The sequence below is a fragment of the Micromonospora sp. ANENR4 genome, assembly GCF_015354395.1.
Lineage (GTDB): Bacteria > Actinomycetota > Actinomycetes > Mycobacteriales > Micromonosporaceae > Micromonospora > Micromonospora aurantiaca.
This window is the reverse complement of record NZ_JADKYQ010000002.1, coordinates 273,186-294,725: the sequence shown is the minus strand read 5'-3', so window position 1 is coordinate 294,725 and position 21,540 is coordinate 273,186. Positions and strand designations below refer to the sequence as shown.

The 21,540-nt window shown below is 73.0% G+C and carries 21 protein-coding genes; 11 read left to right on the top strand and 10 right to left on the bottom strand.

Annotated features, from left to right (window positions below; genetic code table 11):
* Window positions 1-8: 8 nt before the first annotated feature.
* From uxaC to IRY44_RS04490, 7 genes are all read left to right on the top strand, one after another.
* Window positions 9-1,442, top strand: coding sequence for a glucuronate isomerase (uxaC, locus tag IRY44_RS04520; protein WP_194799203.1), 1,434 nt, complete (start codon window positions 9-11; stop codon window positions 1,440-1,442).
* Window positions 1,439-2,740 carry an enolase C-terminal domain-like protein gene (locus tag IRY44_RS04515; protein ID WP_194799202.1) on the top strand — a complete coding sequence of 434 codons (1,302 nt, stop codon included), beginning with the start codon at window positions 1,439-1,441 and terminating at the stop codon, window positions 2,738-2,740. The genes uxaC and IRY44_RS04515 overlap by 4 nt, the downstream gene beginning before the upstream one ends.
* Window positions 2,731-4,215 carry a mannitol dehydrogenase family protein gene (locus IRY44_RS04510; protein WP_194799201.1) on the top strand — a complete coding sequence of 495 codons (1,485 nt, stop codon included), beginning with the start codon at window positions 2,731-2,733 and terminating at the stop codon, window positions 4,213-4,215. Before IRY44_RS04515 ends, IRY44_RS04510 begins: the two co-directional genes overlap by 10 nt.
* A 34-nt stretch (window positions 4,216-4,249) precedes the next feature.
* Entirely contained in the window at window positions 4,250-5,416 is a 1,167-nt protein-coding gene (locus IRY44_RS04505) for a Gfo/Idh/MocA family protein (protein ID WP_194799200.1), read from the top strand.
* 28 nt (window positions 5,417-5,444) lie between these two features.
* On the top strand, window positions 5,445-6,788 hold the full coding sequence (locus tag IRY44_RS04500) for a polysaccharide lyase family 1 protein (protein ID WP_194799199.1): 1,344 nt from the start codon (window positions 5,445-5,447) through the stop codon (window positions 6,786-6,788).
* A 235-nt stretch (window positions 6,789-7,023) separates the two neighbouring features.
* Entirely contained in the window at window positions 7,024-7,482 is a 459-nt protein-coding gene (locus IRY44_RS04495; protein WP_194799198.1) for an ATP-binding protein, read from the top strand.
* A 7-nt stretch (window positions 7,483-7,489) separates the two neighbouring features.
* Window positions 7,490-8,218 carry an HD domain-containing protein gene (locus IRY44_RS04490; protein ID WP_194799197.1) on the top strand — a complete coding sequence of 243 codons (729 nt, stop codon included), beginning with the start codon at window positions 7,490-7,492 and terminating at the stop codon, window positions 8,216-8,218.
* Window positions 8,219-8,396: 178 nt separating this feature from the next.
* On the opposite strand, the gene IRY44_RS04485 is transcribed toward IRY44_RS04490, so the two are convergent.
* From IRY44_RS04485 to IRY44_RS04460, 6 genes are all read right to left on the bottom strand, one after another.
* On the bottom strand, window positions 8,397-8,813 hold the full coding sequence (locus IRY44_RS04485) for a barstar family protein (RefSeq protein WP_194799196.1): 417 nt from the start codon (window positions 8,811-8,813) through the stop codon (window positions 8,397-8,399).
* Window positions 8,814-8,874: 61 nt separating this feature from the next.
* Window positions 8,875-9,315: a ribonuclease domain-containing protein gene (locus IRY44_RS04480; protein WP_194799195.1), complete on the bottom strand. Its 441-nt coding sequence runs from the start codon at window positions 9,313-9,315 to the stop codon at window positions 8,875-8,877.
* A gap of 186 nt (window positions 9,316-9,501) precedes the next feature.
* The gene (locus IRY44_RS04475; protein WP_228531450.1) at window positions 9,502-12,411 is read right to left on the bottom strand and encodes a M36 family metallopeptidase; all 2,910 of its coding nucleotides are present in this window, start codon (window positions 12,409-12,411) and stop codon (window positions 9,502-9,504) included.
* A gap of 251 nt (window positions 12,412-12,662) precedes the next feature.
* A complete protein-coding gene (locus IRY44_RS04470; protein WP_194799193.1) occupies window positions 12,663-13,916 on the bottom strand; it encodes a hypothetical protein in 1,254 nt (417 codons plus the stop codon).
* 164 nt (window positions 13,917-14,080) lie between these two features.
* Window positions 14,081-14,926: an alpha/beta fold hydrolase gene (locus IRY44_RS04465; protein ID WP_194799192.1), complete on the bottom strand. Its 846-nt coding sequence runs from the start codon at window positions 14,924-14,926 to the stop codon at window positions 14,081-14,083.
* A gap of 56 nt (window positions 14,927-14,982) precedes the next feature.
* Window positions 14,983-15,222, bottom strand: a complete 240-nt coding sequence (locus IRY44_RS04460) for a winged helix-turn-helix domain-containing protein (RefSeq protein ID WP_064445718.1) — start codon at window positions 15,220-15,222, stop codon at window positions 14,983-14,985.
* A gap of 298 nt (window positions 15,223-15,520) precedes the next feature.
* Here IRY44_RS04460 and IRY44_RS04455 point away from each other — a divergent pair, with 298 nt between their 5' ends.
* A complete protein-coding gene (locus IRY44_RS04455; protein WP_194799191.1) occupies window positions 15,521-15,796 on the top strand; it encodes a DivIVA domain-containing protein in 276 nt (91 codons plus the stop codon).
* 2 nt (window positions 15,797-15,798) lie between these two features.
* Entirely contained in the window at window positions 15,799-16,104 is a 306-nt protein-coding gene (locus tag IRY44_RS04450; protein ID WP_194799190.1) for a hypothetical protein, read from the top strand.
* Here the strand turns inward: IRY44_RS04450 and IRY44_RS04445 are convergent.
* Complete coding sequence (locus IRY44_RS04445) at window positions 16,032-16,577, bottom strand: hypothetical protein (RefSeq protein ID WP_194799189.1); 546 nt, start codon at window positions 16,575-16,577, stop codon at window positions 16,032-16,034. The two genes, IRY44_RS04450 and IRY44_RS04445, sit on opposite strands and share 73 nt — an antisense overlap.
* 343 nt (window positions 16,578-16,920) lie before the next feature.
* On the opposite strand from IRY44_RS04445, the gene IRY44_RS04440 reads away from it, so the two are divergent.
* Window positions 16,921-17,823, top strand: coding sequence for a hypothetical protein (locus IRY44_RS04440; RefSeq protein ID WP_194799188.1), 903 nt, complete (start codon window positions 16,921-16,923; stop codon window positions 17,821-17,823).
* Between the two features lie 32 nt (window positions 17,824-17,855).
* Here the strand turns inward: IRY44_RS04440 and IRY44_RS04435 are convergent, their stop codons facing one another.
* The 3 genes from IRY44_RS04435 to IRY44_RS04425 all read right to left on the bottom strand — a co-directional run bounded on the left by IRY44_RS04435 (window position 17,856) and on the right by IRY44_RS04425 (window position 21,004).
* Entirely contained in the window at window positions 17,856-18,485 is a 630-nt protein-coding gene (locus tag IRY44_RS04435) for a VOC family protein (protein ID WP_194799187.1), read from the bottom strand.
* A 77-nt stretch (window positions 18,486-18,562) separates the two neighbouring features.
* Window positions 18,563-19,120: a M23 family metallopeptidase gene (locus tag IRY44_RS04430; RefSeq protein ID WP_194799186.1), complete on the bottom strand. Its 558-nt coding sequence runs from the start codon at window positions 19,118-19,120 to the stop codon at window positions 18,563-18,565.
* Between the two features lie 102 nt (window positions 19,121-19,222).
* Window positions 19,223-21,004 carry an ABC transporter ATP-binding protein gene (locus IRY44_RS04425; RefSeq protein WP_370584864.1) on the bottom strand — a complete coding sequence of 594 codons (1,782 nt, stop codon included), beginning with the start codon at window positions 21,002-21,004 and terminating at the stop codon, window positions 19,223-19,225.
* Between the two features lie 89 nt (window positions 21,005-21,093).
* Between IRY44_RS04425 and IRY44_RS04420 the strand changes: the two genes are divergently transcribed.
* Window positions 21,094-21,510, top strand: coding sequence for a MarR family winged helix-turn-helix transcriptional regulator (locus tag IRY44_RS04420; RefSeq protein ID WP_194799184.1), 417 nt, complete (start codon window positions 21,094-21,096; stop codon window positions 21,508-21,510).
* The last annotated feature ends 30 nt before the right edge of the window (window positions 21,511-21,540 follow it).

The window sequence follows — 21,540 nt, the reverse complement described above, 5'->3', positions numbered from 1 at the left end:
CCGCACCCGTGCCGATCATCTCCCCCAGCGATCTGCTGCTGCCCGCCGAGCCCGGCCTGCGCGCCCTGGCCCGAGAGCTGTACGCGCTCGCCGCCGAGCAGCCGCTCATCTCCCCGCACGGGCACGTCGACCCCGGGCTGCTGGCCGAGGACCAGCCCTTCCCCGACCCGGCCCGGCTGCTCGTCGTACCCGACCACTACCTGACCCGGATGCTGCTCAGCCAGGGCGTACCCCCGGCCGACCTGGGTGTGCCGAGCGTGGACGGCAGCCCGGTGGAGACCGACGGGCGGACCATCTGGCGGCGCTTCGCCGCGCACTGGCACCTGTTCCGCGGCACCCCGTCGCGACTGTGGCTGGAGCAGACGTTCCGGAACGTGTTCGGCGTCGACACGCCGCTGAGCCCGGACACCGCCGACACCGTCTACGACGCGCTCGCCGCGCGCCTGGCCGAACCGGGGTTCCGGCCCCGGGCGCTGTTCGAACGCTTCGGCATCGAGGTGCTCGCCACCACCGAGTCGCCGCTGGACGACCTGGGCCGGCACGCCAAGCTCGCCGCCGACGGCTGGGGCGGGCCGGGCGGCCGGGTGGTCACCACGTTCCGGCCCGACGACGTGGTGGACATGGAGTTCGGCAACTGGTCGGCCAACGTGGACCGGCTCGCCGAGCTCTCCGGCGAGGACACCGGCACGTACGCCGGCTACCTGGCCGCGCTGCGGGCCCGGCGGGAGGCGTTCGCCGCCGCCGGCGCCACCTCCACCGACCACGGGCACCCGACCGCCCGTACCCTCGATCTCAGTCCGGCGCAGGCCGCGGCCCTGTTCGACAGGGGCCGGCGCGGCCTGGCCGACGCCGCCGACGCGGAGGCGTTCCGGGCCCACATGCTGCTGGAGTTCGCCCGGATGTCGCTCGACGACGGCCTGGTCATGCAGCTGCACCCGGGCGCGGTGCGCAACCACAACCGGTGGCTGCACGCCCGGCACGGCCGCGACGTGGGCGGGGACGTGCCGCAGGCCACCGAGTACGTGCACGGCCTCGCCCCGCTGCTCGACGCGCACGGCAACGACCCCCGGCTCACGGTGGTGCTCTACACGCTCGACGAGGACACGTTCACCCGGGAACTCGCCCCCCTGGCCGGCGGCTACGCGGCGCTGCGCCTCGGCGCGCCCTGGTGGTTCCTGGACTCCCCCGAGGTGCTGCGCCGGTTCCGCGAGGCGGTCACCGAGACGGCCGGCTTCTACAACACCGCCGGGTTCGTCGACGACACCCGCGCGTTCTGCTCCATCCCGGTACGCCACGACGTGGCCCGCCGGGTCGACGCCGGTTTCCTCGCCCGCCTCGTCGCCGAGCACCGGATGACCGCGGACGACGCCGCCGAGACGATCGTCGACCTGGCGTACCGGCTGCCGAAGCAGGTCTTCAAGTTCGGAGGTGGGCCTTCATGACCACGATCGTCGACGTCGAGGTGCACGACGTGCGCTTCCCCACCGCCGCCAGCGGCGACGGCTCGGACGCGATAAACAGGGGCGACTACTCGGCCACGTACGTGGAGCTGACCACCGACGGCGGGCCCACCGGCACCGGGTTCACGTTCACCAACGGCCGGGGCAACGAGATCACCTGCGCGGCGGTCCGCGCGCTCGCCCACCACGTCCGCGGACGCACCGTCGCCGAGATAGCCGCCGGACCCGTCGCGTTCTGGCGCTCCCTGGCCGCCGACGTGCAACTGCGCTGGCTCGGGCCGGAGAAGGGCGTGATCCACATGGCCACCGGCGCGCTCGTCAACGCGGTCTGGGACCTGCGCGCCAAGCTCGCCGGCAAGCCGATGTGGCGCCTCCTCGCCGAGATGCCCACCGACGAGCTGGTCGCGACAGTCGACTTCCACCACATCACCGACGCGCTCACCCCCGACGAGGCGGCGGCCATCCTCGACAAGGGACGAGACGGCCTGGCCGACCGGCTGGCCGCGCTGGAACGCGACGGGTTCCCCTCGTACACCACGTCGGTGGGCTGGCTCGGCTACCCGGACGAGCAGGTGCGCGCGCTGACCCGCGACGCGTACGCGCAGGGGTGGCGCGCGATGAAGATGAAGGTCGGCGGGCGGATCGAGGACGACCTGCGGCGGGCCCGGATCATCCGGGCCGAGATCGGCCCGGACGCGCTGCTCATGATGGACGCCAACCAGGTATGGGACGTGGACGAGGCGATCGCCGCGATGGGCGTGCTCGCCGAAGTCGACCCGTACTGGATCGAGGAGCCCACTCACGCCGACGACGTGCTCGGGCACGCCCGGATCGCCCGCGCGGTGACCGAGCTGACCGGCGGCCGCTGCCGGGTCGCCACCGGCGAGGTCGCCGCCAACAAGGTCATCTTCAAACAGCTGCTCCAGGCCGAGGCGATCGGCGTGATGCAGGTCGACGCGTGCCGCGTCGGCGGCGTGGACGAGGTGCTCGCCGAGCTGCTGCTGGCGGCGAAGTTCGGCGTGCCGGTCTGCCCGCACGCCGGCGGCGTGGGCCTGTGCGAGTACGTGCAGCACCTCGCGATCTTCGACCACCTGCGGGTCGGCACGAGCCTGGACGGCCGCATGGTCGAGTACGTCGACCACCTGCACGAGCACTTCACCGACCCGGTCCGCACCCGGGGCGGGCGCTACCTGCTGCCCACCGCGCCCGGCTACAGCGCCACCATGCGCCAGGAGTCGATCGCGCGGTACCGGTTCCCGGACGGCCCGGCATGGCGCTGACCCCCGACCGGCTCGGCCTGGCCACGCTGCGCCACCTGCCGCCGGAGTCCCGGCCGCTGCTGCGCCCCGGCACCGTACCGGCCGGCATCGTCCACCTCGGCCTCGGCGCGTTCCACCGCGCCCACCAGGCCGTGCACACCGAGGCGGCGGTCGGCGCGGCCGGCGGCGACTGGGGCATCGTCGGCGTCGCGCCGCGCAGCACCGACGTGGTCGACGCCCTGGCCGCGCAGGACTGCCTGTTCAGCGTCACCACGCTCGCCCCCGACGCCGCGACGACCCGGGTGGTCGGTGCGCTCGCCGGGGTACGGCACGCCGCGAGCGACCCGGACGCGGTGGCCGCCCTGCTCGCCGACCCGGCGATCCGGGTGGTCACGCTGACGGTGACCGAGAAGGCGTACCGGCTCGATCCGGTGACCGCCGCGCTGACAGTGGACGCGGACCTGACCGCCGACCTCACCAGCGGCCGTCCCCCGCGTACCGTGCCCGGTCTGCTGGTGCGTGGGCTGCTCGCCCGCGCCGCCGCCGACGCCGGGCCGATCGCGCTGGTGAGCTGCGACAACCTGCCCGCGAACGGGCGCCGCCTGCGCGGCCTGGTGGAGCAGTGCCTCGCGCTGGCCCGGGTGCCGGACGCGACAGCCGAACGGGTGCTCACGGCGGTGACCTGCCCCGGCACCATGGTCGACCGGATCGTGCCGGCCAGCACCGACGAGACCCGGGACACCGCCCGGCGGGCGCTGGGCGTGACCGATCTGGCGGCGGTCGCCGCCGAACCGTGGTCGCAGTGGGTGATCGAGGACGACTTCCCCGGCGGCCGCCCGGCCTGGGAACGCTCCGGCGCGATCCTCACCGGCGACGCCGGCCCGTGGGAGCGGCTGAAACTGCGGGCACTCAACGGCGTGCACTCCGCCACCGCGTACCTCGGTGCGCTGGCCGGCGCGGAGACGGTGGCCGAGGCGCTGACGCTGCCGCACCTGGACGCGGTGCTGCGGCGGCTGCTCGCCGAGGAGATCGCGCCGAGCTTCACCCCGCCGCCCGGCGCCGACGTGGCCGGCTACGGCGAGCAGGTGCTCGCCCGGTTCGGCAACCCGGCGATCCGGTACCGGACGACGCAGGTCGCCATGGACGGCTCGCAGAAGCTGCCGCAGCGGGTGCTGCAGACAGTCGCCGACCTGCGGGCCGCCGGCCGATCGGCGCGGTGGAGCGCGCTCGTGGTGGCCGCCTGGCTGCGGTTCCTGCTCGGGTACGCCGACGACGGCCGGCCGCTGCCGCTGGACGACCCGCTCGCCGACCGGCTGCGCACCGCCCTCGCGGCCGGAGCGCACACCCCGGCCGGGGTGGTGGACGCGGTCTTCGCGCTCCGCGAGGTGTTCCCGGCCGACCTGGCCGACGACGACGAGTTCCGTGCCGACGTGACCGGCTGGCTCACCGCGCTGGAACGCCACGGCGTCCGGGCGACCCTGGCGGACGCCCGGTGACCGGCGGCGCGCCGCGACCGGCGGGGTTTAGCCGGTGAGTGGCAACGACCCGCCGCGGGTGGCGCTGATCGGGGCGAACGGGCACGGCCGCTGGCACCGCCGGACCATCGCGGAGCTGCACGCCGCCGGGCGTGCACGCCTGGTCGCGCTGGTCGACGTGCGGCCGCTGGAGGCCGAACCGGAGGCGCCCGTCCCACCGGAGGCGGCCGTCCTCACCGACCACCGGGACATGCTCGCCGCGTGCCGCCCGGACGTGGTGGTGATCTGCACGCCACCGCACACCCACCTGCCGATCGCGCTCGACGTACTGGCCGCCGGGGCGGACCTGCTGCTGGAGAAGCCGCCGGTGCTCGACCTCGCCGAACACCTGATGCTCACCGAGGCCGCGCACGCCGCCGGCCGGGCCGTGCAGGTCAACTTCCAGGCGCTCGGCTCGGCCGCGCTGACCGAACTGACCGGCGCGCTCGGCTGGCTCGGCCCGGTCACCGGCATCGCCACGCTCGCCGCCTGGCAACGCCCGGACGCCTACTACGCCCGCTCCCCCTGGGCCGGACGGCGAACCGTCGACGGCCGCCCGGCGCTGGACGGCGCGCTCGCCAACCCGCTCGCGCACGCGCTCATGCAGTGCCTCGCCGTCGCCGAATCGGTCACCGGCGCACCCGTACGCCCGACCCGGATCGCTGTGGAGCGCTACCGGGTCCGCCCGATCGAGGTGGACGACACCACAGTGCTGCGGCTGACCCCGCACGCCGGGCCGCCGGTGCTGGCCGCGCTCACCCTCGCCGCCGAGGAACACGTCCCCGGGGAGGTACTCGTCACCGGCGAGCGTGGACGGGCGCTGCTGGAGTACCCGACCGACCGGCTGCGGCTACCAGGCGACGACGCGCCGCGCCCGGTGCCCGGCCGCCGGGGGCTGCTGGCGAACCTGCTCGACCACCGCGCGGACGGCACGCCGCTGATCGCGCCGCTGGCGCGTACCGAGCCGTTCACCGCGGTGCTGGACGCGCTGCGGGACGCACCCGTTCCGACGCTGCTCGACGGGGACCTGGTAGGCGAGGCGGGCGACGGCCCGCAGCGGGTGCGGATGGTGCGGGGCGTCGGCGCGGTGCTGCGGGCCGCCGCGCAGACCGGCGCGCTGCCGTCCGAGGCGGGCGTGCCGTGGGCGGTCAAGCCCCATGTGGTGGACCTGCCAGTGCAGTGAATGTCCCTCCAGGAGAACGGAACGAGTCATGCGTACCCGAACCGCAGTCGTCGCGGCGCTGACCGCCGCGCTCGTCCTCACCACCGCCGCGCCCGCACCGGCCGCACCCGGTGAGCCGTCCCGGGCCGCCGAGCTGATCGGCCGCCAGGCCCTCGCCGCGAACGACGGCTGGGCCGCCGCCGGCACCGGCACCACCGGCGGATCGGCCGCCACGCCGGACCGGGTACGCGTCGTGCATACCCGCGCCGAGCTGGTCGCCGCGCTCGGCGGCGACAACGCCACGAACGCCGCCGACGGCACCGCCAAGATCGTGTACGTGGCCGGGACAATCGACGGCTTCGAAGGCCCGGACGGCACGCCGCTGGACTGCGCCGACCTGGCCGACCCGGAGTACTCGCTGGCCGCCTACCTGGCCGCGTACGACCCGGCGACCTGGGGCCGGACGAACCCGAGCGGGCCGCTGGAGGCCGCCCGGGTGCGGTCGGTGGCCGCCCAGACCCGGCAGACCCAGATCAACGTCGGCTCCAACACCACGATCATCGGTTTGCGCGGCGCCCGGCTCACCGGCCTGACGCTGATGATCGACCGGGTGGACAACGTGATCGTGCGCAACATCGAGTTCACCGACGCCCGGGACTGCTTCCCCGCCTGGTCCCCCACCGACGGCGACACCGGCAACTGGAACTCCCAGTACGACCAGATCTCGGTGCGGCGCAGCGAGCACGTCTGGATCGACCACAACACGTTCACCGACGGCGACAACCCGGACAGCGCCCAGCCCGTCTACTTCGGCCGGCCCTGGCAGGTACACGACGGCTCGGTGGACGTCACGCACACGGCCAGCCTGGTCACCGTCTCCTGGAACCGGTTCACCGGCCGGGACAAGGTGATGCTGATCGGCTCGTCGAACACCGTCGGCCCCGACGTGGGCCGGCTCGACGTCACCGTGCGGCACAACCTGTTCGACGGCACGCTGCAACGCCTGCCCCGGGTGCGGTTCGGCCGGGTCGACGTGCACGAGAACCACTACCGGCTCGGCGGGCCCGGCTTCGCGTACGCCATCGGCGTCGGCGTGCAGTCCGCCCTGTACGCGGAGAACAACTTCTTCACCCTCACCGGCGACACCGCCCCGGCCGACCTGCTCTACGACTGGGGCGGCACCGCCCTCACCGAGCGCGGCAGCTGGGTCCGGCAGGGTGACCGCCTGCCCCGGCCGGTTGACCTGCTCGCCGCGTACAACGCCGTCCACGACCCGGACCTCGGCGGCGACGCCGGGTGGGCGCCCACGCTGCGGGCCGCCCGGCCGCTGCCGACCCCGCTGGTCCCGTTCGTCGTGGACGCCTTCGCCGGGGCCGGCAGACTGCCGCTCTGACCTGCTCCGGAGCCCACCCGGCGACCGGGCCGGCGTCCCTGCGGGGATGCCGGCCCGGCGTCGTCATCGGCCCGCCGGCTGACACGCCGCCGCCGATGCGCGATGATCACGTTGACGGACATCGCCGCCGGGGGAATGAATCGGCGGCCACCGGGGACAACAGGGTGAGAATCAGGCGGTGAGAGCGCGAGTGGGCGCCCAGGCCCGGGGACGGGCACGGGACGGAGGGCCGGACGTGACGGGTGGGACATCCGGCGACGTCGGCCCGGTCCTCACCATCGACCTACCGGCCGACCCGGCCCGGCTCGCCGCCACCCGGGAACGGTTGCGCGGCTGGCTGCACGCCCAAGGCGTGAGCGAGTGGGACGTCGACACCGTCCTCATCGCCACCGGCGAGGCGTGCGCAAACGCGATCGAGCACGGGTACCGCTTCGCGCCGGAGGGGATCACCACGCTGCGGGCCGAGCTGCGCGGCGACCGGTTGGAGATCGAGGTACGCGACCAGGGCGGCTGGCGGGCAGCCGACGGCGACGACAGCGGCGACCGGGGGCGCGGGCGGCTGATCATGGCGCGGGTGATGGACGAGGCCACCATCGTCGGCACGCCGGAGGGCACCTGCGTACGCCTGGTCAAGCGCCTCACCGGCGACGTGAGCGGCCCGGCGGGCACCGGATCTAGCGAAGATCAGCTATAAGGGACGCATGGAGTTCCCCGCGTACCTCGCCACCATGCCGATGCACGCGATCACCGAGATCCACGGCGAGCCCGGCCTGCTGGCCCGGTTCCGGCTGGAGATCGAGGCGTTCGACGAGACCGCCCGCGACCGGCTGACCGAGGCGCTCGACCTGGCCGCCGACCTGCACCGCGACGACCGGCGGGTACGCGAGCCGTACCTCAACCACCTGCTGCGGGTGTCGATCCGGCTGATGCACCACTACCAGGTGCGGGACGTGGACGTGATCGTCGCCGGGCTGCTGCACGACGCGGTCGAGGACCACCCCGCCGAGCTCGCCGGGCTCGACCCTTCGGCCACCGGGCCCGACGTGACCTCGGCGGCACTCGCCGCGCTGTCCGGCCGGTTCGGGTCGCGGGTCGCCCGGCTGGTCGCGGCGGTCACCAACCCGGCGTACGACCCGGGCCGGGACCGCGACGAGCAGTACCGGGAGCACGTGGCGGCGAGCCTGGAACGGGAACCCTGGGCGCGGGTGATCAAGGTGTCCGACTTCACCGACAACGGCGTGGGCGTGATCCACACGGTCGGGCCGAAGGTGGCCCGCGCCGCCGCCAAGTACCGCCCGCTGGTGCCGCTCTTCCGTGACCTGGTCACCCGGCCCGACACACCGCTGTCACCACCGGTCAAGCAGCACATCCTGGCCCAGCTCGACCTGGCCGAGGAACGCTTCAGCGCCATCCTCGACCACCCCGCCTGACGCCACCCGCGCACCACCCGGCTCGCACTCATCCTCACCTCGCCACTTCCCCGACCTGGCGCCCGGCTCGCCAGTTCCCCGAAGTGGCCGCATCCCCACTCACCGGACCCCACCACTTCCCCGACCTGGCGCACGGCCCACCACTAGGCCGGGGAAGTGGCGGGGAAACGGCACCCGGTCAGGCGGGCGCGGGTGGGCCGGCGAGCCGTCCGCCGAGCACGGCGGCGACGCGGTCGCGCAGGGCGGGCAGGCGGTCGGGGTGGTCGTGCAGCACCACCCGCAGCGTCTCGTGGCCACCGGCGGCGACCGCGCCCAGCACGTCCAGCAGCGTGCCGAGCTGGGCGGGCGGCTCGTCGGCGAGCAGGTCCGCCGCGTCGGTCACGACGACTGTCAGCGGACCGGCGTCGAGGCGGTCGGCGAGCGCGTCGGCGAGGGCGTCCCAGTTGCGGCCGTACCAGTCGGGCAGTTCCAGCGCACCGGCCAGCGTCTCGTGCAGCCCGGCCCGGGTGCGGCCGGCCGTACCGGAGACCGGCACACCGTCCGGTTCGGACGGAGTGCCGACGTACACAAGCCAGGCCGGCAGCCGCGTACCCATGATCCGTCCTTTCCCGACGGCGCCGACCGGGCACTGCGGGCCCGGCCGGCGTCGAGGCTGCTCAGAGCCGGTAGAAGTTGGCGTAGTGGTCGGGTGAGAACCAGGTCGCCCCGGTGCTCTTGTTGACCACGATCCGGTACGCGTCCCGGGAGGCGTTGCAGGCGCGCGGGTACACGTCGTACTCGTAGTAGGTGGCGCCGGTGGGCAGCTGTCCCTCGTAGTTGTAGAACCGGCCGCCGGCGAAGTTGCACTTGCCGCCGCTCCACGAGTACCAGCCGCGGCTGGTCGGGAAGCTCTTCGCGGACCAGCCGGATCGCGCGGTGCGCGCGTCGGCGCAGCGGGACTGCGTGCAGGAGCCGTAGACGGCTGCCGCAGCGGGCTCGGCGAGGCGGGTGGAGACCGTGGACGGTGCGACGAGCGCGGCGGCGGCCACGGCGGTGACCAGGGCGGACGCGGCGAGGGCGCGGCGTACGCGGGCGACGGCGGCGCGGAGCGGGGTCAAGGGATCCTCCTTGAACGGGACGACAGCGCATCGATCAGCATTGATGGCCGAACGATGCTCAGTCTGTCCGGGATCCTGCCCGCCGTACAGTCCCGATCCGGCGACGGCGATCCGAACCGCGCGTGAACACACGGTGGCGGGTGCGGACGGACGACAACGGCCGCCCGTCCGCACCCGCCGTGTGTGTCAGCGCGTGAACGCCTGGAACTCGGCGATCCGCACGTTCTGCGCCTGCGGGCTGGCGGTGGCGCAGTCGGTCGCCGCCCGCGGGTCGTCGTCCTGCTCACCGGCGTAGTCCGGCGCGCCCGTGCACTGGTTGGTCAGCACCTCGACGCGCAGGTGCGTGGCAGTGGTGCGCGGGATGTCGAACGACCGCATGATCAGCTCCGGCGCCCGGGGACGCGGCGCGACGGCCGGGAACGCGTCCGGCCGGCTGGTGTAGACCGGCCGGAAGTCCGCCGCGTCGGCGCAGGTCACCGGCCCCGTCGCGGTGCACGCCAGGACCCGGAACTGCCGCACCGCGGAGTACCGGCTCTGGGTGCCGGCGTCGGCGTCACCGGCGACCGGCGGGCGCAGCATGGCGCTCACCTGCACCCGGCGTACCTGCTGGACGTCACCGGCCAGGTCGACTGTGACCTGCCGGCCGGCGACCGGCGCGCCGAGCGCGGCCCAGTTGGTGGCCTCGTCCTCGTCGGCGATCTGCGGCAGGTTGATCCCGTCGCCGCTGACCGCCGCGCCCGCGGTGGCCGAGGCCAGGTTGGGTCGCAACATCACCGGCAGTGTCCGGCTCTGGCCCGCCTTTACGGTCACCGGGCCGATCCGGGTGTGACCGTAGCCGGGCGCCCGTACCACGAACTCGTACGTGCCGGGCACGAGGTCGACCCGGTCGGTGAGCGGGGTGGCCGCGTCGGTGTCCGCCACCGGCACGGCCCGGGCCTGGTAGCGCCCGACGAACAGCTGCGCGCCGGCCACCGGCCCGCGCTCGCCGACCGGCAGGAACCGCAGCGCGGCCTCCCGCGCGTACGGCGAGGTGAAGCCCGGCGTGGGGTCGGCGTCGGTGTGGCCGACGCTGGCCGCCGTCTCGCCGAGACCGCGCTTGGCGAACGCGTTCCAGAGCAGGTCCTGGTTGGCCCCGCCGAAGCGGATCCGGTCGGCGGCGAGCATCGCGTCCCGGGCGTCGACCATGCTGACCTGGCTGACCGACATCAGCAGGAACGAGTCGAAGACCAGCTGGATCCAACGCCGGTTACCGGGGCAGGCGGTGACGTCGCGGGTGCCGGTGGCGCACGCCTTCTGCACGGCCGGGGTGCCGCTGCCCCAGCGGCGCATCATGCCAGCCCGGATGTCGGCGTTCGTCGCGCTCCACAACTCGCCGGAGGCGTGCACCTGGAGGCCGACGAAGTCGTAGTCGACCGAGCTGTAGTTGAGCGGGCTGTCGCTCATGTTGTAGTTGCGGATACCCGCGTTCGGGTCCCCGGTGGTGTACTCGCCGATGGTGAAACCGCGCCGGCCGGGCGCGGCGTACCCGTGCTCGAACAGGTACTCCATGGCGAGCTGGTCGGACCAGCTCTCGCTCATGCCCTGCGGCGAGCTGACCCCGGCGCTCGGGCCGGCGATCATGCGGTTGGTGACCGCGTGGCCGTACTCGTGGGCGATCACCGACATGTCGAAGTCGCCGTCGACGCACGGCGCGTAGAACGAGCCCGCCATCGGCTGCCACAGGTACATGTTGGTGGTCGGCGCGACGCCGTCCGGCGGGGTGATCTGGTTGGCGTTGTTACGCGCCGCGAACGCGGGCGGACCGCCGCTGATGCCGCCGGCCTGAGCGTTGCCCTGCTCCGGGTCGTTACCGAGCCCGCCGCGGCCGAGGTTGTCCTGCTGCATGTTCCAGGTCTCCTCGGTGAACCCGAGGTGATAGGTCCAGTCGTGCATCCGGTTGTGCATGGCGAACAGGTTCGCCCGCGCCGCGTCGATGTCGTTCGCCTGCGGCGACGTGAACACCTCCGGGTTGCAGCGCTGCTCCTGCCACTGGTTCGTCCACGGGTAGTCGTACCGGCGGTCCGGGCGGGGCGTCGCGGTCTCGGTGCCGACGCTGAACGGGTCGTTGCTGTTCCAGTTCTGCACCGCGATCGCGTTGTTGCCCTTGGTCGTGGTGGTGGACTGGCCGGTGGCCGGGTCCACGTCCCACGCCGGGTGCCCGGGCACGCCCACCACCTCGGCGCAGCCGCGCGCCGGCACGGCGCACCACCGCTTGCGGGTGTCGGCCGACGACTTGTCGACACGCGGCGAGTTCGGGAAGACCTCCCACGAGGGGTGGTCGGCGTCGTGGTCGATCAGGTCCTCGCGGACCAGCACCGCGCCGTCGCGGGCGTCCACGTAGGTGGAGTAGGCAGCCGGGTCCGCGCCGGTGGTGTCCGCGCCGAGGACCACCTCCCACGCCGCGCGCGGCCCACGGTCCGCGGTGGGCACCGCGACCAATGAGGTACGCACGACCTGCGCGTCGGCACGGCCGGCGTCGGCGATCGCGGCCTGGCGGGCCTGCTCGGCGCTGATCGTGGCGGGGGCCGGCGTACCGGCGTCACGGGCGAGCGAGGAGCTGACGTGCCACACCGCTCCGTCGCGTACGCCGACCGACAGCATGCCGTCGACGGCGGCCGGCAGGTCACCGAAGCGCTGCCGGAACAGTACGGTGGCGCCCTGCCCCATCGGCGCCACGGTGAGCAGTTCCAGCGCGGCGGCACCCTCGGCGGTCAGGCCCAGCACGTCCCGGTTGGCTGCGACGTACGCGCGCGCGGCGGCGGCCGGGTCGGCGGGCAGCCCGGTGGCCAGGGGCTTGCCGGTGGAGGTGAGCGTGGCGGGCGTGCCGAAGTCGGTCCAGCGCACGCGGGCGCCGAGCGCGGCGGCGCGGTCGCGCTGCCGGTCGCTGGCGAGAACGCGGCCCTTGCGGTTGTCAGTGGCCTTGGTGTCGTGCCGGTCGCCCGGCAGGTGGTCGGGTGGCGCCTGGGTACGGGTCTGTTCCCGGGGTGCCGCCTGGCCGCCGCCAGCGGCGGTCAGGACCAGACCGGCTGCCAGCAGCAGCGCGGTGGTCCCCGTCAACGCACGGGATGGTGTGCGCACGGTCCCTCCTGTCATCGTCGAACGGCGATGTCCGTTCCGCCATCCGACCAGGACGATCAACCGTCCGACACCAGCCGAACATCCATAAATGTTGCTGCGTCGATTTCTCTGCGGCGCTGTCTCACCAGACGAGACACGAATAGATCTTGGTACGAGACGGCCCCCATGAGGGCCCTTTCGTACCAAGATCTCCACAGCGTCAGCAGCTATCAGGTCACGTTCTCTCCTGATCAAGCGTCGCCACTCTTCTCCTTGAGTTCGTCGTCCTCCCCGCGCCGACGCAGTGCCCACCCGCCGACCCGCCCGGAGAGCTTGCCGGTCGCCCATTTCGCCCGGTCGAAGGTGTCGTTGCCGAGGCGCCGAGCGGCGTCCACGCCGTCTGCTCCGGTCTCGAGAGCCTTGTCTCTCGCCTCCTTGGCCGCGTCCGTCCATCGTCTCGCCTCCGACGACTGCCGATCACCCTCGATCCCGAGCCGCCCGTGGAAGGTGACGATGGCGGCGGAGACGTGGTTGCTCGACTTCACCACCGCCGGTGAGTCCATCGGGTTCAGCAGCACCTTGGCGTTCGCCCTGCCCGCGGCCGCTTCCATGCGAGCCAGCAGACGCTCGGTGCACCGGGAGATGAGTTCGAGCCGGTTCTGCCGGGCGTTCCTCAGCCCGACGCGATGCCCGTCCAACTCGTCCGGCGACGCATCCAGCACCCGGTCGAGTTCGAGCACGGCGATCGCGTCCTGCAGCTGGAAGCAGCGGGCCAGGACGACGAGCCACTCCTGCGCCTTGGACTCCGCTTCCCTGGCCGCCTTGGCGAGATCACCGATAGCGGCTTTACGCTCCAACTTCTCCGCGAGCGCGTCGAGCTGACGCAACGCGTACGCCTGGGTTTCTGCGATCGTCGCCGGCGCGCCCTGCACCTTCGACCACGTGACCTCGTCGACCCGACCCCGCTGCTCGCGAATGGTCATGGACTCCTCGATGACGAAGCCCACGCCGATCATTCGGGCCAGCACCGCGTCCTTCTGGGCGCGGAGCACATCGTCGACCTTCTCGTCGATTGTGGCGAGATAGTCGGTGATCTCCTTCATGCTCTGCTGCATCGCGAGCTGCGCCATGAGTCCGGCGGCGCCGGCCAGCAGCGCCGGATTGCCGACCATCGACGCCTTGTCGATTTGGAGCCATTTGTGGATCGAGCCCGGATCGCCGACCATCGCGTGGCTGACACCTGGAGTCTTGGTCGGCATCAGCCCGTGCTTGTGCACGAGTTGGGCCGATTCCTTTGTCAGCTGCACCCAGCGGCCCGAGTTGGCGGCGATCTCGGAACCGGCCTGAGCCGCTGCCGTCCCCACCGTGAGCACAGACCCGAGCCGAGGCAGCCCGAGGTCCTTCGACGGCAGGCCCTCGGAGACGAGGAAACGTTCGACAGCCCTCGGCTCTCCGATGACCGCCAGTCCGTCGCCGTCGCTGATCAGCTGAATCTCGTTACCCATTGCCGGCTCCTGACAGCTGGGAGGGGAGAGCGACCCTGTCCGCTCTGTTCGCTGTGGCCTTGGGACTCTAGCCGTCCCGCCGACGGGACGGGTGTACCCGTACGTATCGATCTCCGCGACACGCCGCTACCGATGGCTCCCGCTTTCAGGTTCCGGACGTCGGCTCACACCGTCGCATCGAGGAAGGTGGCCACGACCCGACGGAAGCCGTGTGGATTCTCGACCCACGGCAGGTGACCGGACCCGGGGAGGCTGACCCGCTCGCAGTTCGGCAGCGCCTGCTCCAGCGAGTCGACGCCCCAGCGGGGACGGATGTCCTCGGGTCCGTCGATGATCAGCACGGGCAGGTCGAGTGTCCGGCACCGCGCCGCGATGTCGCAGGTGCGGAGTTCCTGCTTGACCTCGGCGTTGATGGCCCGGTTGCAGTCGTGGTTGATGCCCAGCCACGGCGTGGCCATGCCCTCGGCGTGCGTCATGGAGGCGTCAGGGTCGGCGAAGTCGGCCGACCATTGCAGGACCGCCCGTTCGCGTTCCTCCGCAGGAGTGAGGGTGCGCGCACCCAGCGCCTCCCACCGGTTCAGATGGGGCCCGAGCCGCCGCCGGAGATTCCGCTCGTAGTGCGGGTGCCAGCCGCGATCGGGGTCGATGCCGGTGCCGGACACGTAGATCAGGTGACTGACCCGTTCCGGGTGCTCGATCGCGTACCGCAGCGCCAGGTGCGCGCCCCACGAGTGGCCCAGCACCGCCGTTCGCGGTCCGGCCAGGTGTTCGCGTACCACGTCGAGGTCGGCGACGAAGCGGTCGATCGTGTACGGACCGCGCCGCTCGGAGCGCCCGCAACCACGCTGGTCCCACCGGATGACGCGGGCGCGATCGTCGAGCAGCCGGGCGACCGGGCCGAGGTAGTCCCACATGCCCGGGCCGCCGTGACAGAGCACCAGCGGCGCGCCGGCGCCGACCCGGTCGGCCCACAGGCGACAACCGTCTTCGGTACGCACGTCCGCAGTCATCGCCGACAGTATGGCGAGTCGCGCGCCGGCCGGTGGACCTGCTGGGCTGACGCCGGTTACGGCTCTCTCATCCAGGTCTTCGGGTCGGTCACGAAGACGCCCTTGCCCTGCTGCCGCCGGATCACCCGCAACGCTTCGAGACGCGCATACGCCATCTGCACGGTCCCATGACTGACGTCGTAGCGATCGCGCAGTTCAGCGATCGAGGGCAGCTTGTCCCCCGGCTTCAGCTTCTTTCCCCTGACGTCGGCGATCACATCGTCGGCGATGCGCCAGTAATCCGGCACTTCTCGCATGGCACTCCTCGCGTGGCGATCCGATTCGATCACACCGCGACTCGCCTAACAAGCAGCGTTGACTCATCTGACATGTCTAGTTAAGTTGCTTCCGGGCCGTTCCTCGCGTGGCAACGAGTTCGGCTCATCCCCAAGTCGGGGCGGGTGTGCGCACCCGTCCCGACCCTCCGGACAGCTCCGCCTCCGTACCGCCGATCCGGGCTGCGGGGGCGGAGCGGGCGGGCCGCCCGCGGCCGGCGTGCGGACGGCCCGCCCTTCCAGACCCACCGCGTCTCCGCCTGCCCTGGAAAGGACCGAAGTGACGCAGTATCGATCCGGCCGGATCTACTTGACCGGCCTACCGGCCCGGATGACCCCGCACGAGGTGCGCACCCACGTCTTCGACGCCCGCAGGCGCGGCGTCGACCCCGATCAGGTACGCGAGTTCCAGGCCCGGGTCGCCGACGAGCTGACCGAGCTGAACCGGCAGGTACGCCTGCTCGCGCAGGAGAACGAAAGGCTGAAGCGCGCCCTGCGGGACTGGCAGACCATGCACGCCCGGGAGTGCCGCCCGCCGAACGACGGCCACTGGTAGCGGTGCGCCCACAGCCCGGCGACCTGCTGCGCGTCGACGGCCGCGCGTCGGTGCAGTTCGGCGGCGACCGGGAGCTCACGTTCCGGGTCGTGTCGGTCGGCGCCGAGATGACGCACATGGGCTGGATCTGGCTGACCGGCTACGTGCTCAACCGCCGGGGCACCGCGACCGCGAAGCGGGACATCTTCGTGCAGCTCGCAGGGCTGCGCCGGGCCGGCGAGCCGATGCCGCACTGTCAGTCCTGGGTGCCGGCGAACAGCATCCAGGCGTCGATCTCGGTCGGTGCCAGCGGCCGCGCCGGCAGATAGGACGCCAGATCACGGAAGTCCGCCACGGCGTTGTGCACGCACACCGCGAGCGAGAAGTGCAGCAGTTCCCGCGCCACCTGCGCGTCGGGCGCCGTGACGTCGCCGAGCAGCGGGCTGCGCACGTCGAGCGCGAACACCACGTGACAGGCGCTCTGGTCGGCCTTCACGACGCAGTAGTAGCGCCCCGCCTCCGCCAGCCGGTTACGGATGTTCGCCCAGGCCATCGCCCCGGAGATGTCCGGCACGTCGGCGCCGGCCACGCAGGCCATCCGGAACACCCAGCGGGCCGGGTCATCCGGCGAGACCGCGCCGTAGACCAGCACCAGGCCGCCGCGGTGGAACACGGCGAAGCCCTGCACGTCGGGGGTGAGGTGCAGGAAGTCCGGGATCCAGACCCGGTCGTACTGCCGCTCGGCCAGGGACCGTAGGTATGTCACGGCCTGGCCGGCGGCCTGACGAGCGTCTACGCCCATGCGTTCTGGTCCTCCCCCGAAGGATCGCGGAGCCTCACGCTACGAAGCGCTTCGATCACGGATCAAGGTGCGCCGATCGACTCTGGATGGTCGGTCCCGTGAACGGGACCGAAACCGCCCTGAGTCCCACGGATAGGACTACGGGACGGCTCGTCCGATCGGTCAGCGCCCGCCCCTGAGCCGGGCGGAAGCGCCGTGCGCGCGGCTGCGCGCGTACACCGGTCGGGGTTGTTAGCGTGGATCGCGGACCGCCACGGCGGTCCGGCCACCCCTCGCCCGACGGCCCGCGCGTCCCGGTGACGCCGCGGGACGCGGTGCTGCGATCCGGCATGGAGGGGGTGCGATGACCGCGGTGCCGGAGGGGCCCGAGCCGGGCGGCGGCCGGCCGAAGCCCGGCGCGCCGGTGGACAGCCGGCGGCGGCGGTGGGCCGGACGGGCGCGGGCGCTGGGCGAAGCGGCGCGCGTGCGGACCCGGCGTTTCTGGGACGGCGCGCAGCCGACGCTGCGGCAGCTCTGGTGGACCGAGGAGCCGGTGACGGCGGTGACCACAGTCGACCGGCGCGTCCCGGAGCCGCTCGCGGTGCCGGCGCAGGGCCAGGTGTACGTGTTCCTGGTGCGCGCCACCTACACCTGGTCGTCGGAGACGGCCCGGCCGGAGTTGTTCGGCTGGTACGTGGACTACTTCCAGCAGCAGGCCACGCAACGCCTGCACCGGCTGGCCGTGCGGTGCGCGGCGGAGGTGCCGCCGCACCGCCCGCGCGACCTGCACGCCGCGTTGACCGCCGCGCTCGCCGACGAGGATCCGCCGCCCTGGACGTACGCGCGCGGCGAGGTGACGTTCGCCTGCGAGCCGGACGTCACCGTCCACCTGGACGAGCGGGTGCGCAAGCTGCTCCAGCCGTACTGGGAGCAGCGCATCGCGCTGGAGTGCGAGCGTGACCTGGCCCGGCGTCGCGCCGAGTACGCCGAGGAACGCGACCGGCGTGAACGACCGACGACGGCGCGGGCCGGGAAGGACGGCGAGCCGGCCGCCACGGCACCGCCTGCCGACGGGAGCGGACCGGCGGGAGCGGTACGGGACGCGCGAGGGAGGCCCGGCGAGGCGGGGCGGGCGCGGCGTGGAGCGCGGCCGGACGGACCGGTGGAGTCGTTCACCCCGCTGGAACCGCTGCTCCCCCCGCCCGTGCCGCGCACCGCTCCGGGACAGCGGCCCCGCCCGGGCGAGCCGGAGCCGCCCCAGGGCTGAGCCGGGACTGGCCCAGGTCCGAGCCGCGACGGTCAGCCCGGAACGGCGGCCGCCTCGGGGCGGGCCTGCCGGGCGGCCAGGTACGCGGCGAGCCCGGTGGCGTCCTCGGTGGCCAGGAACGCGCCGCGCGCGTTGACCAGCGTCTCGTCGGCGTGGGTGAGGCAGCCCCAGACCGTGTCGCCCCACGAGTCGGCGAGCTTGACCTCGGCCGGCTCGGTGCAGGGCTCGCCGCGCGGACCGCCGATCTGGCAGTGCGCGGGCGCGCCGTCGCGCCGGGCGGCGACCTGAGCGGCCCGGCGGACCGGCGCGGGCCGCCCGTCCGGTTCGGCCTGGGGTGCGGGCACTTCGAGCGCGCGGGTGAACAGGATCGTGTTGCCGTCGGGGTCGACTGTGCGGCACTCGCCGCCGGGAGCGGTCTCGACCCGGTGACCCGCCGCGACGAGGCGTTCGGTGGTCGCGGCGACGTCGTCGACGTGGAGGTACAGCGTGGCCGGGGCGGGGGCGCCCTCGACGATCAGCAGGTTCAGGTCGCCGCAGCGCAGGCGCGACCGGCCGTCCTCGCCGGGCTGCCCGGTGTAGCCGAACAGCGCGTAGAACCGGCCGGTCGCGTCGGCGTCACCGACGTTCAGCACCGGGACCTGACCCTGAACTCCGCTGCGCACCGCGCCACTCTACCCATTAGCGCTCTGTAAATCACGTCTTGCAGATCGGGTTTCTGCCCCGGCGGCCCGACCCCGGATCAGCAGCCGTTGGTGCTGGTCTGGTTGCGCTTCAGCCCGTCGGACCAGGTGACGCCCTGGACGACGGCCACCACCACGCTGCCGTCGTGGATCTGCTCGTAGTGCAGGTGCGGGCTGAGGTCGTACTTCGCCGACGTCGCGCCGACCCGGCCGATGACGTCTCCGCGCTTCACGGTGTCGCCAGTGGCCACGGCGCGCGAGTCGAGGTGGGCATACCGGGTGCGCCAGCCGTCGCCGTGTCCGATGACGATGGTGTTGCCGTAGCCGGAGGTGGTGGAGTAGTACGACTCCAGCACGGTGCCGGCAGCGCTGGCGACGGTACGGCGACCGAGATCGTCGGGGCTGCCGTTGGCGTCGTAGTGGTTCCAGTCGATGGCGTGGGCGGGGCTGTGCCCGTTCCAGTTGTTGCCCTGCCAGGTCTGGCCGCACAGGAACGGCATCCGGAAGCCCGGCCGGGCGGCCTGCGCGGGCTGCACACCGAGCATCGCACCGGCGACGACGGCGGTCGTGAGCAGCGCCGGCACGCGCCACCGGGCGGCGGTGGTCATCAGCGACATCGTTCCCCTCCTCGCATCGAGTGACACGGATCGATGCTAGGGGTGGCGCAGGGTCAGGTAAATACCTACAGCAATGAACGCCCGATCAAAACTTTCCTACGTTCAACCGACCAGGGCGGCGTAGCGGCCGCGACGGTCCAGCAGCGCGTCGTGGGTGCCTGATTCGACGATCCGGCCGTGGTCGAGCACCGCGATGCGGTCGGCGCCGCGGACGGTGGAGAGCCGGTGCGCGATGGTCACCACCGTGCGGCCCCGGGCCAGCTCGTCCAGCGCCCGCTGGACCGCGCGTTCGGTCTCGGTGTCCAGCGCGCTCGTCGCCTCGTCCAGCACCAGGATCCGCGGGTCGCGCAGCAGCGTGCGGGCGATCGCCAGGCGCTGCTGCTCGCCGCCGGAGAACCGGTGGCCGCGCGAGCCGACCAGGGTGTCGTACCCGTCGGGCAGCGCGGCGACGAGGTCGTGGATGCGGGCGGCGCGGGCGGCGGCCTCGATGTCGGCGTCGGTGGCGTCCGGGCGGGCGTACCGGAGGTTGTCCCGCACGGTGCCGTGCAGCAGGTACGTCTCCTGGCTGACCACGCCCACGACGGCGGCCAGGTCGGCCGGGCGCAGGTCGCGCAGGTCGATCCCGTCGATGGTGATGCGGCCGGCGTCCGGATCGTGCAGCCGGCTGATCAGCGCGGCGAGTGTGCTCTTGCCGGAGCCGGTCTCCCCCACCAGGGCGAGGCTGGTGCCGGCCGGGACGTCCAGGCTGACGCCCGCGAGGGCGGCGGTGTCGCTGCCCGGGTAGCTGAAGGTGACGTCCTCGATCCGCAGGTGGCCGCGGGCGGTGGCCGGGTCCAGCGGGACCGGGCGGGCCGGCTCGGCGACCTCGACGGGCAGGTCGAGGTATTCGAAGATGCGGGCGAACAGGGCGAGCGACGCGGTGAGCGTGACGCCGACGTTGAGCAGGCCCATCAGCGGCCGGAACAGGTTGCCCTGGAGCGCGGTGAACGCGACGAGCGTGCCGATGGTGAGCGTGCCTGCGGTGCCGGGCAGGCCGGCGCTCAGGTAGATCACCGCGGGGATGGCGGCGAAGACGATGCTCATGGCGGCCATCCGCCAGCGCCCGGCCAGCTCCGAGCGCAGTTCCAGGTCGACCAGGCGGGCCGAGGAGGCGGTGAACCGGTCGACCAGGGCCGGGCCGGTGCCGAGCGTCTTGGCCAGCCGTACGCCGCTCACCGACAGCCCTTCCTCGATGGTCACGGTGAGGTCGGCCAGTTCACGCTGGCGCTGGGCGGTGATCTCCCGGCGCAGCCGGGCGACCCGACGGGTGAGCCAGAGCGCGGGCGGCAGCACGACCGCCGAGACGAGGGTGAGGCGCCAGCTCAGCGCCAGCATGGCGATGGTGGTGGCGACCACTGTGGTGAGGTTGGCGGCGATCGAGGTGGCGGTGGAGGTGACGACCGACTGCATGCCGCCGATGTCGTTGGTGATGCGGGACTGGACCTCGCCGGTGCGGGTGCGGACGAAGAAGCCGATCGACTGGCGCTGGAGGTGGGCGAAGACGTCGGTGCGCAGCCGGTGCATGACCTGCTGGCCGACGCGGGTGGAGATCAACGTCTGGGCGACGCCGAGTACGGCGGTGACGGCGGCGACCGCGACCATGCCCGCGACCAGCCAGGCCAGCAGCGTCAGGTCACGCTCGGGCAGGGCCCTGTCGATCACGGTACGCAGCAGGAACGGCGTGGCCATCGCGATGATCGAGGACGCCACGATGATCGCCACCACGGTGGCGAGCGGGCCGCGGTGGGCGGTGAACAGGCCGCCGATGCGGCGCAGGGACACGTCGCGGGCCTGGGCCTTCTCGGCGGGGGAAACGGTGCGGCCGTCACGGCGGCCGTCGGGGATGCGATCCAACTGTGCTCCTCGTGTGGGGGACTATGCTGAGGTTACCTCAACATGAGGGAACAACACGAAAGCCTGTTACCGTATTCCCCGTGGACGGCAGCGACGAGAGCCTGGCCGAGACGTTCTGGGCGGTGACCCGGCGGCTGCGGCACCAGACCAAGCGCGCGCTGGAGCCGTGGGAGATCAGCCCCGGGCACGCGCGGGCGCTCGGTGTGCTGATGCGTCACGGCGCGCTGCGGCCCGGCGCGCTCGCCGAGCACCTGCGCATCGCCCCGCGCTCGGCAACCGAGGTGGTCGACGGGTTGCAGGAGCGTGGCCTGGTCGAGCGCCGGCCCGACCCGGCCGACCGGCGGGCCACGCTGGTCGCCCCGACCGCCGAGGGCGAGCGGGTGGGCACGGCGATCCGGCAGGCCCGGGCCACCGAGGCGGAACGGTTCTTCGGCGCACTTTCGCCGGAGGACCGCGGCGAACTGACCCGCATCCTGCGCCGCCTGCGCGAGGACTAGCCCCGATTTCACCCGTTCCGGGTGAGGCGA

Bases quoted from the DNA above. Each gene is read 5' to 3' on its own strand.
- IRY44_RS04510 (WP_194799201.1), top strand. From the start codon at position 2,731: ATGGCGCTGACCCCCGACCGGCTCGGCCTGGCCACGCTGCGCCACCTG.
- IRY44_RS04500 (WP_194799199.1), top strand. From the start codon at position 5,445: ATGCGTACCCGAACCGCAGTCGTCGCGGCGCTGACCGCCGCGCTCGTC.
- IRY44_RS04445 (WP_194799189.1), bottom strand. From the start codon at position 16,577: ATGGGCGTAGACGCTCGTCAGGCCGCCGGCCAGGCCGTGACATACCTA.
- IRY44_RS04490 (WP_194799197.1), top strand. From the start codon at position 7,490: ATGGAGTTCCCCGCGTACCTCGCCACCATGCCGATGCACGCGATCACC.
- IRY44_RS04430 (WP_194799186.1), bottom strand. From the start codon at position 19,120: ATGTCGCTGATGACCACCGCCGCCCGGTGGCGCGTGCCGGCGCTGCTC.
- IRY44_RS04460 (WP_064445718.1), bottom strand. From the start codon at position 15,222: ATGCGAGAAGTGCCGGATTACTGGCGCATCGCCGACGATGTGATCGCC.
- IRY44_RS04470 (WP_194799193.1), bottom strand. From the start codon at position 13,916: ATGGGTAACGAGATTCAGCTGATCAGCGACGGCGACGGACTGGCGGTC.
- IRY44_RS04485 (WP_194799196.1), bottom strand. From the start codon at position 8,813: ATGGGTACGCGGCTGCCGGCCTGGCTTGTGTACGTCGGCACTCCGTCC.
- IRY44_RS04465 (WP_194799192.1), bottom strand. From the start codon at position 14,926: ATGACTGCGGACGTGCGTACCGAAGACGGTTGTCGCCTGTGGGCCGAC.
- IRY44_RS04515 (WP_194799202.1), top strand. From the start codon at position 1,439: ATGACCACGATCGTCGACGTCGAGGTGCACGACGTGCGCTTCCCCACC.
- IRY44_RS04440 (WP_194799188.1), top strand. From the start codon at position 16,921: ATGACCGCGGTGCCGGAGGGGCCCGAGCCGGGCGGCGGCCGGCCGAAG.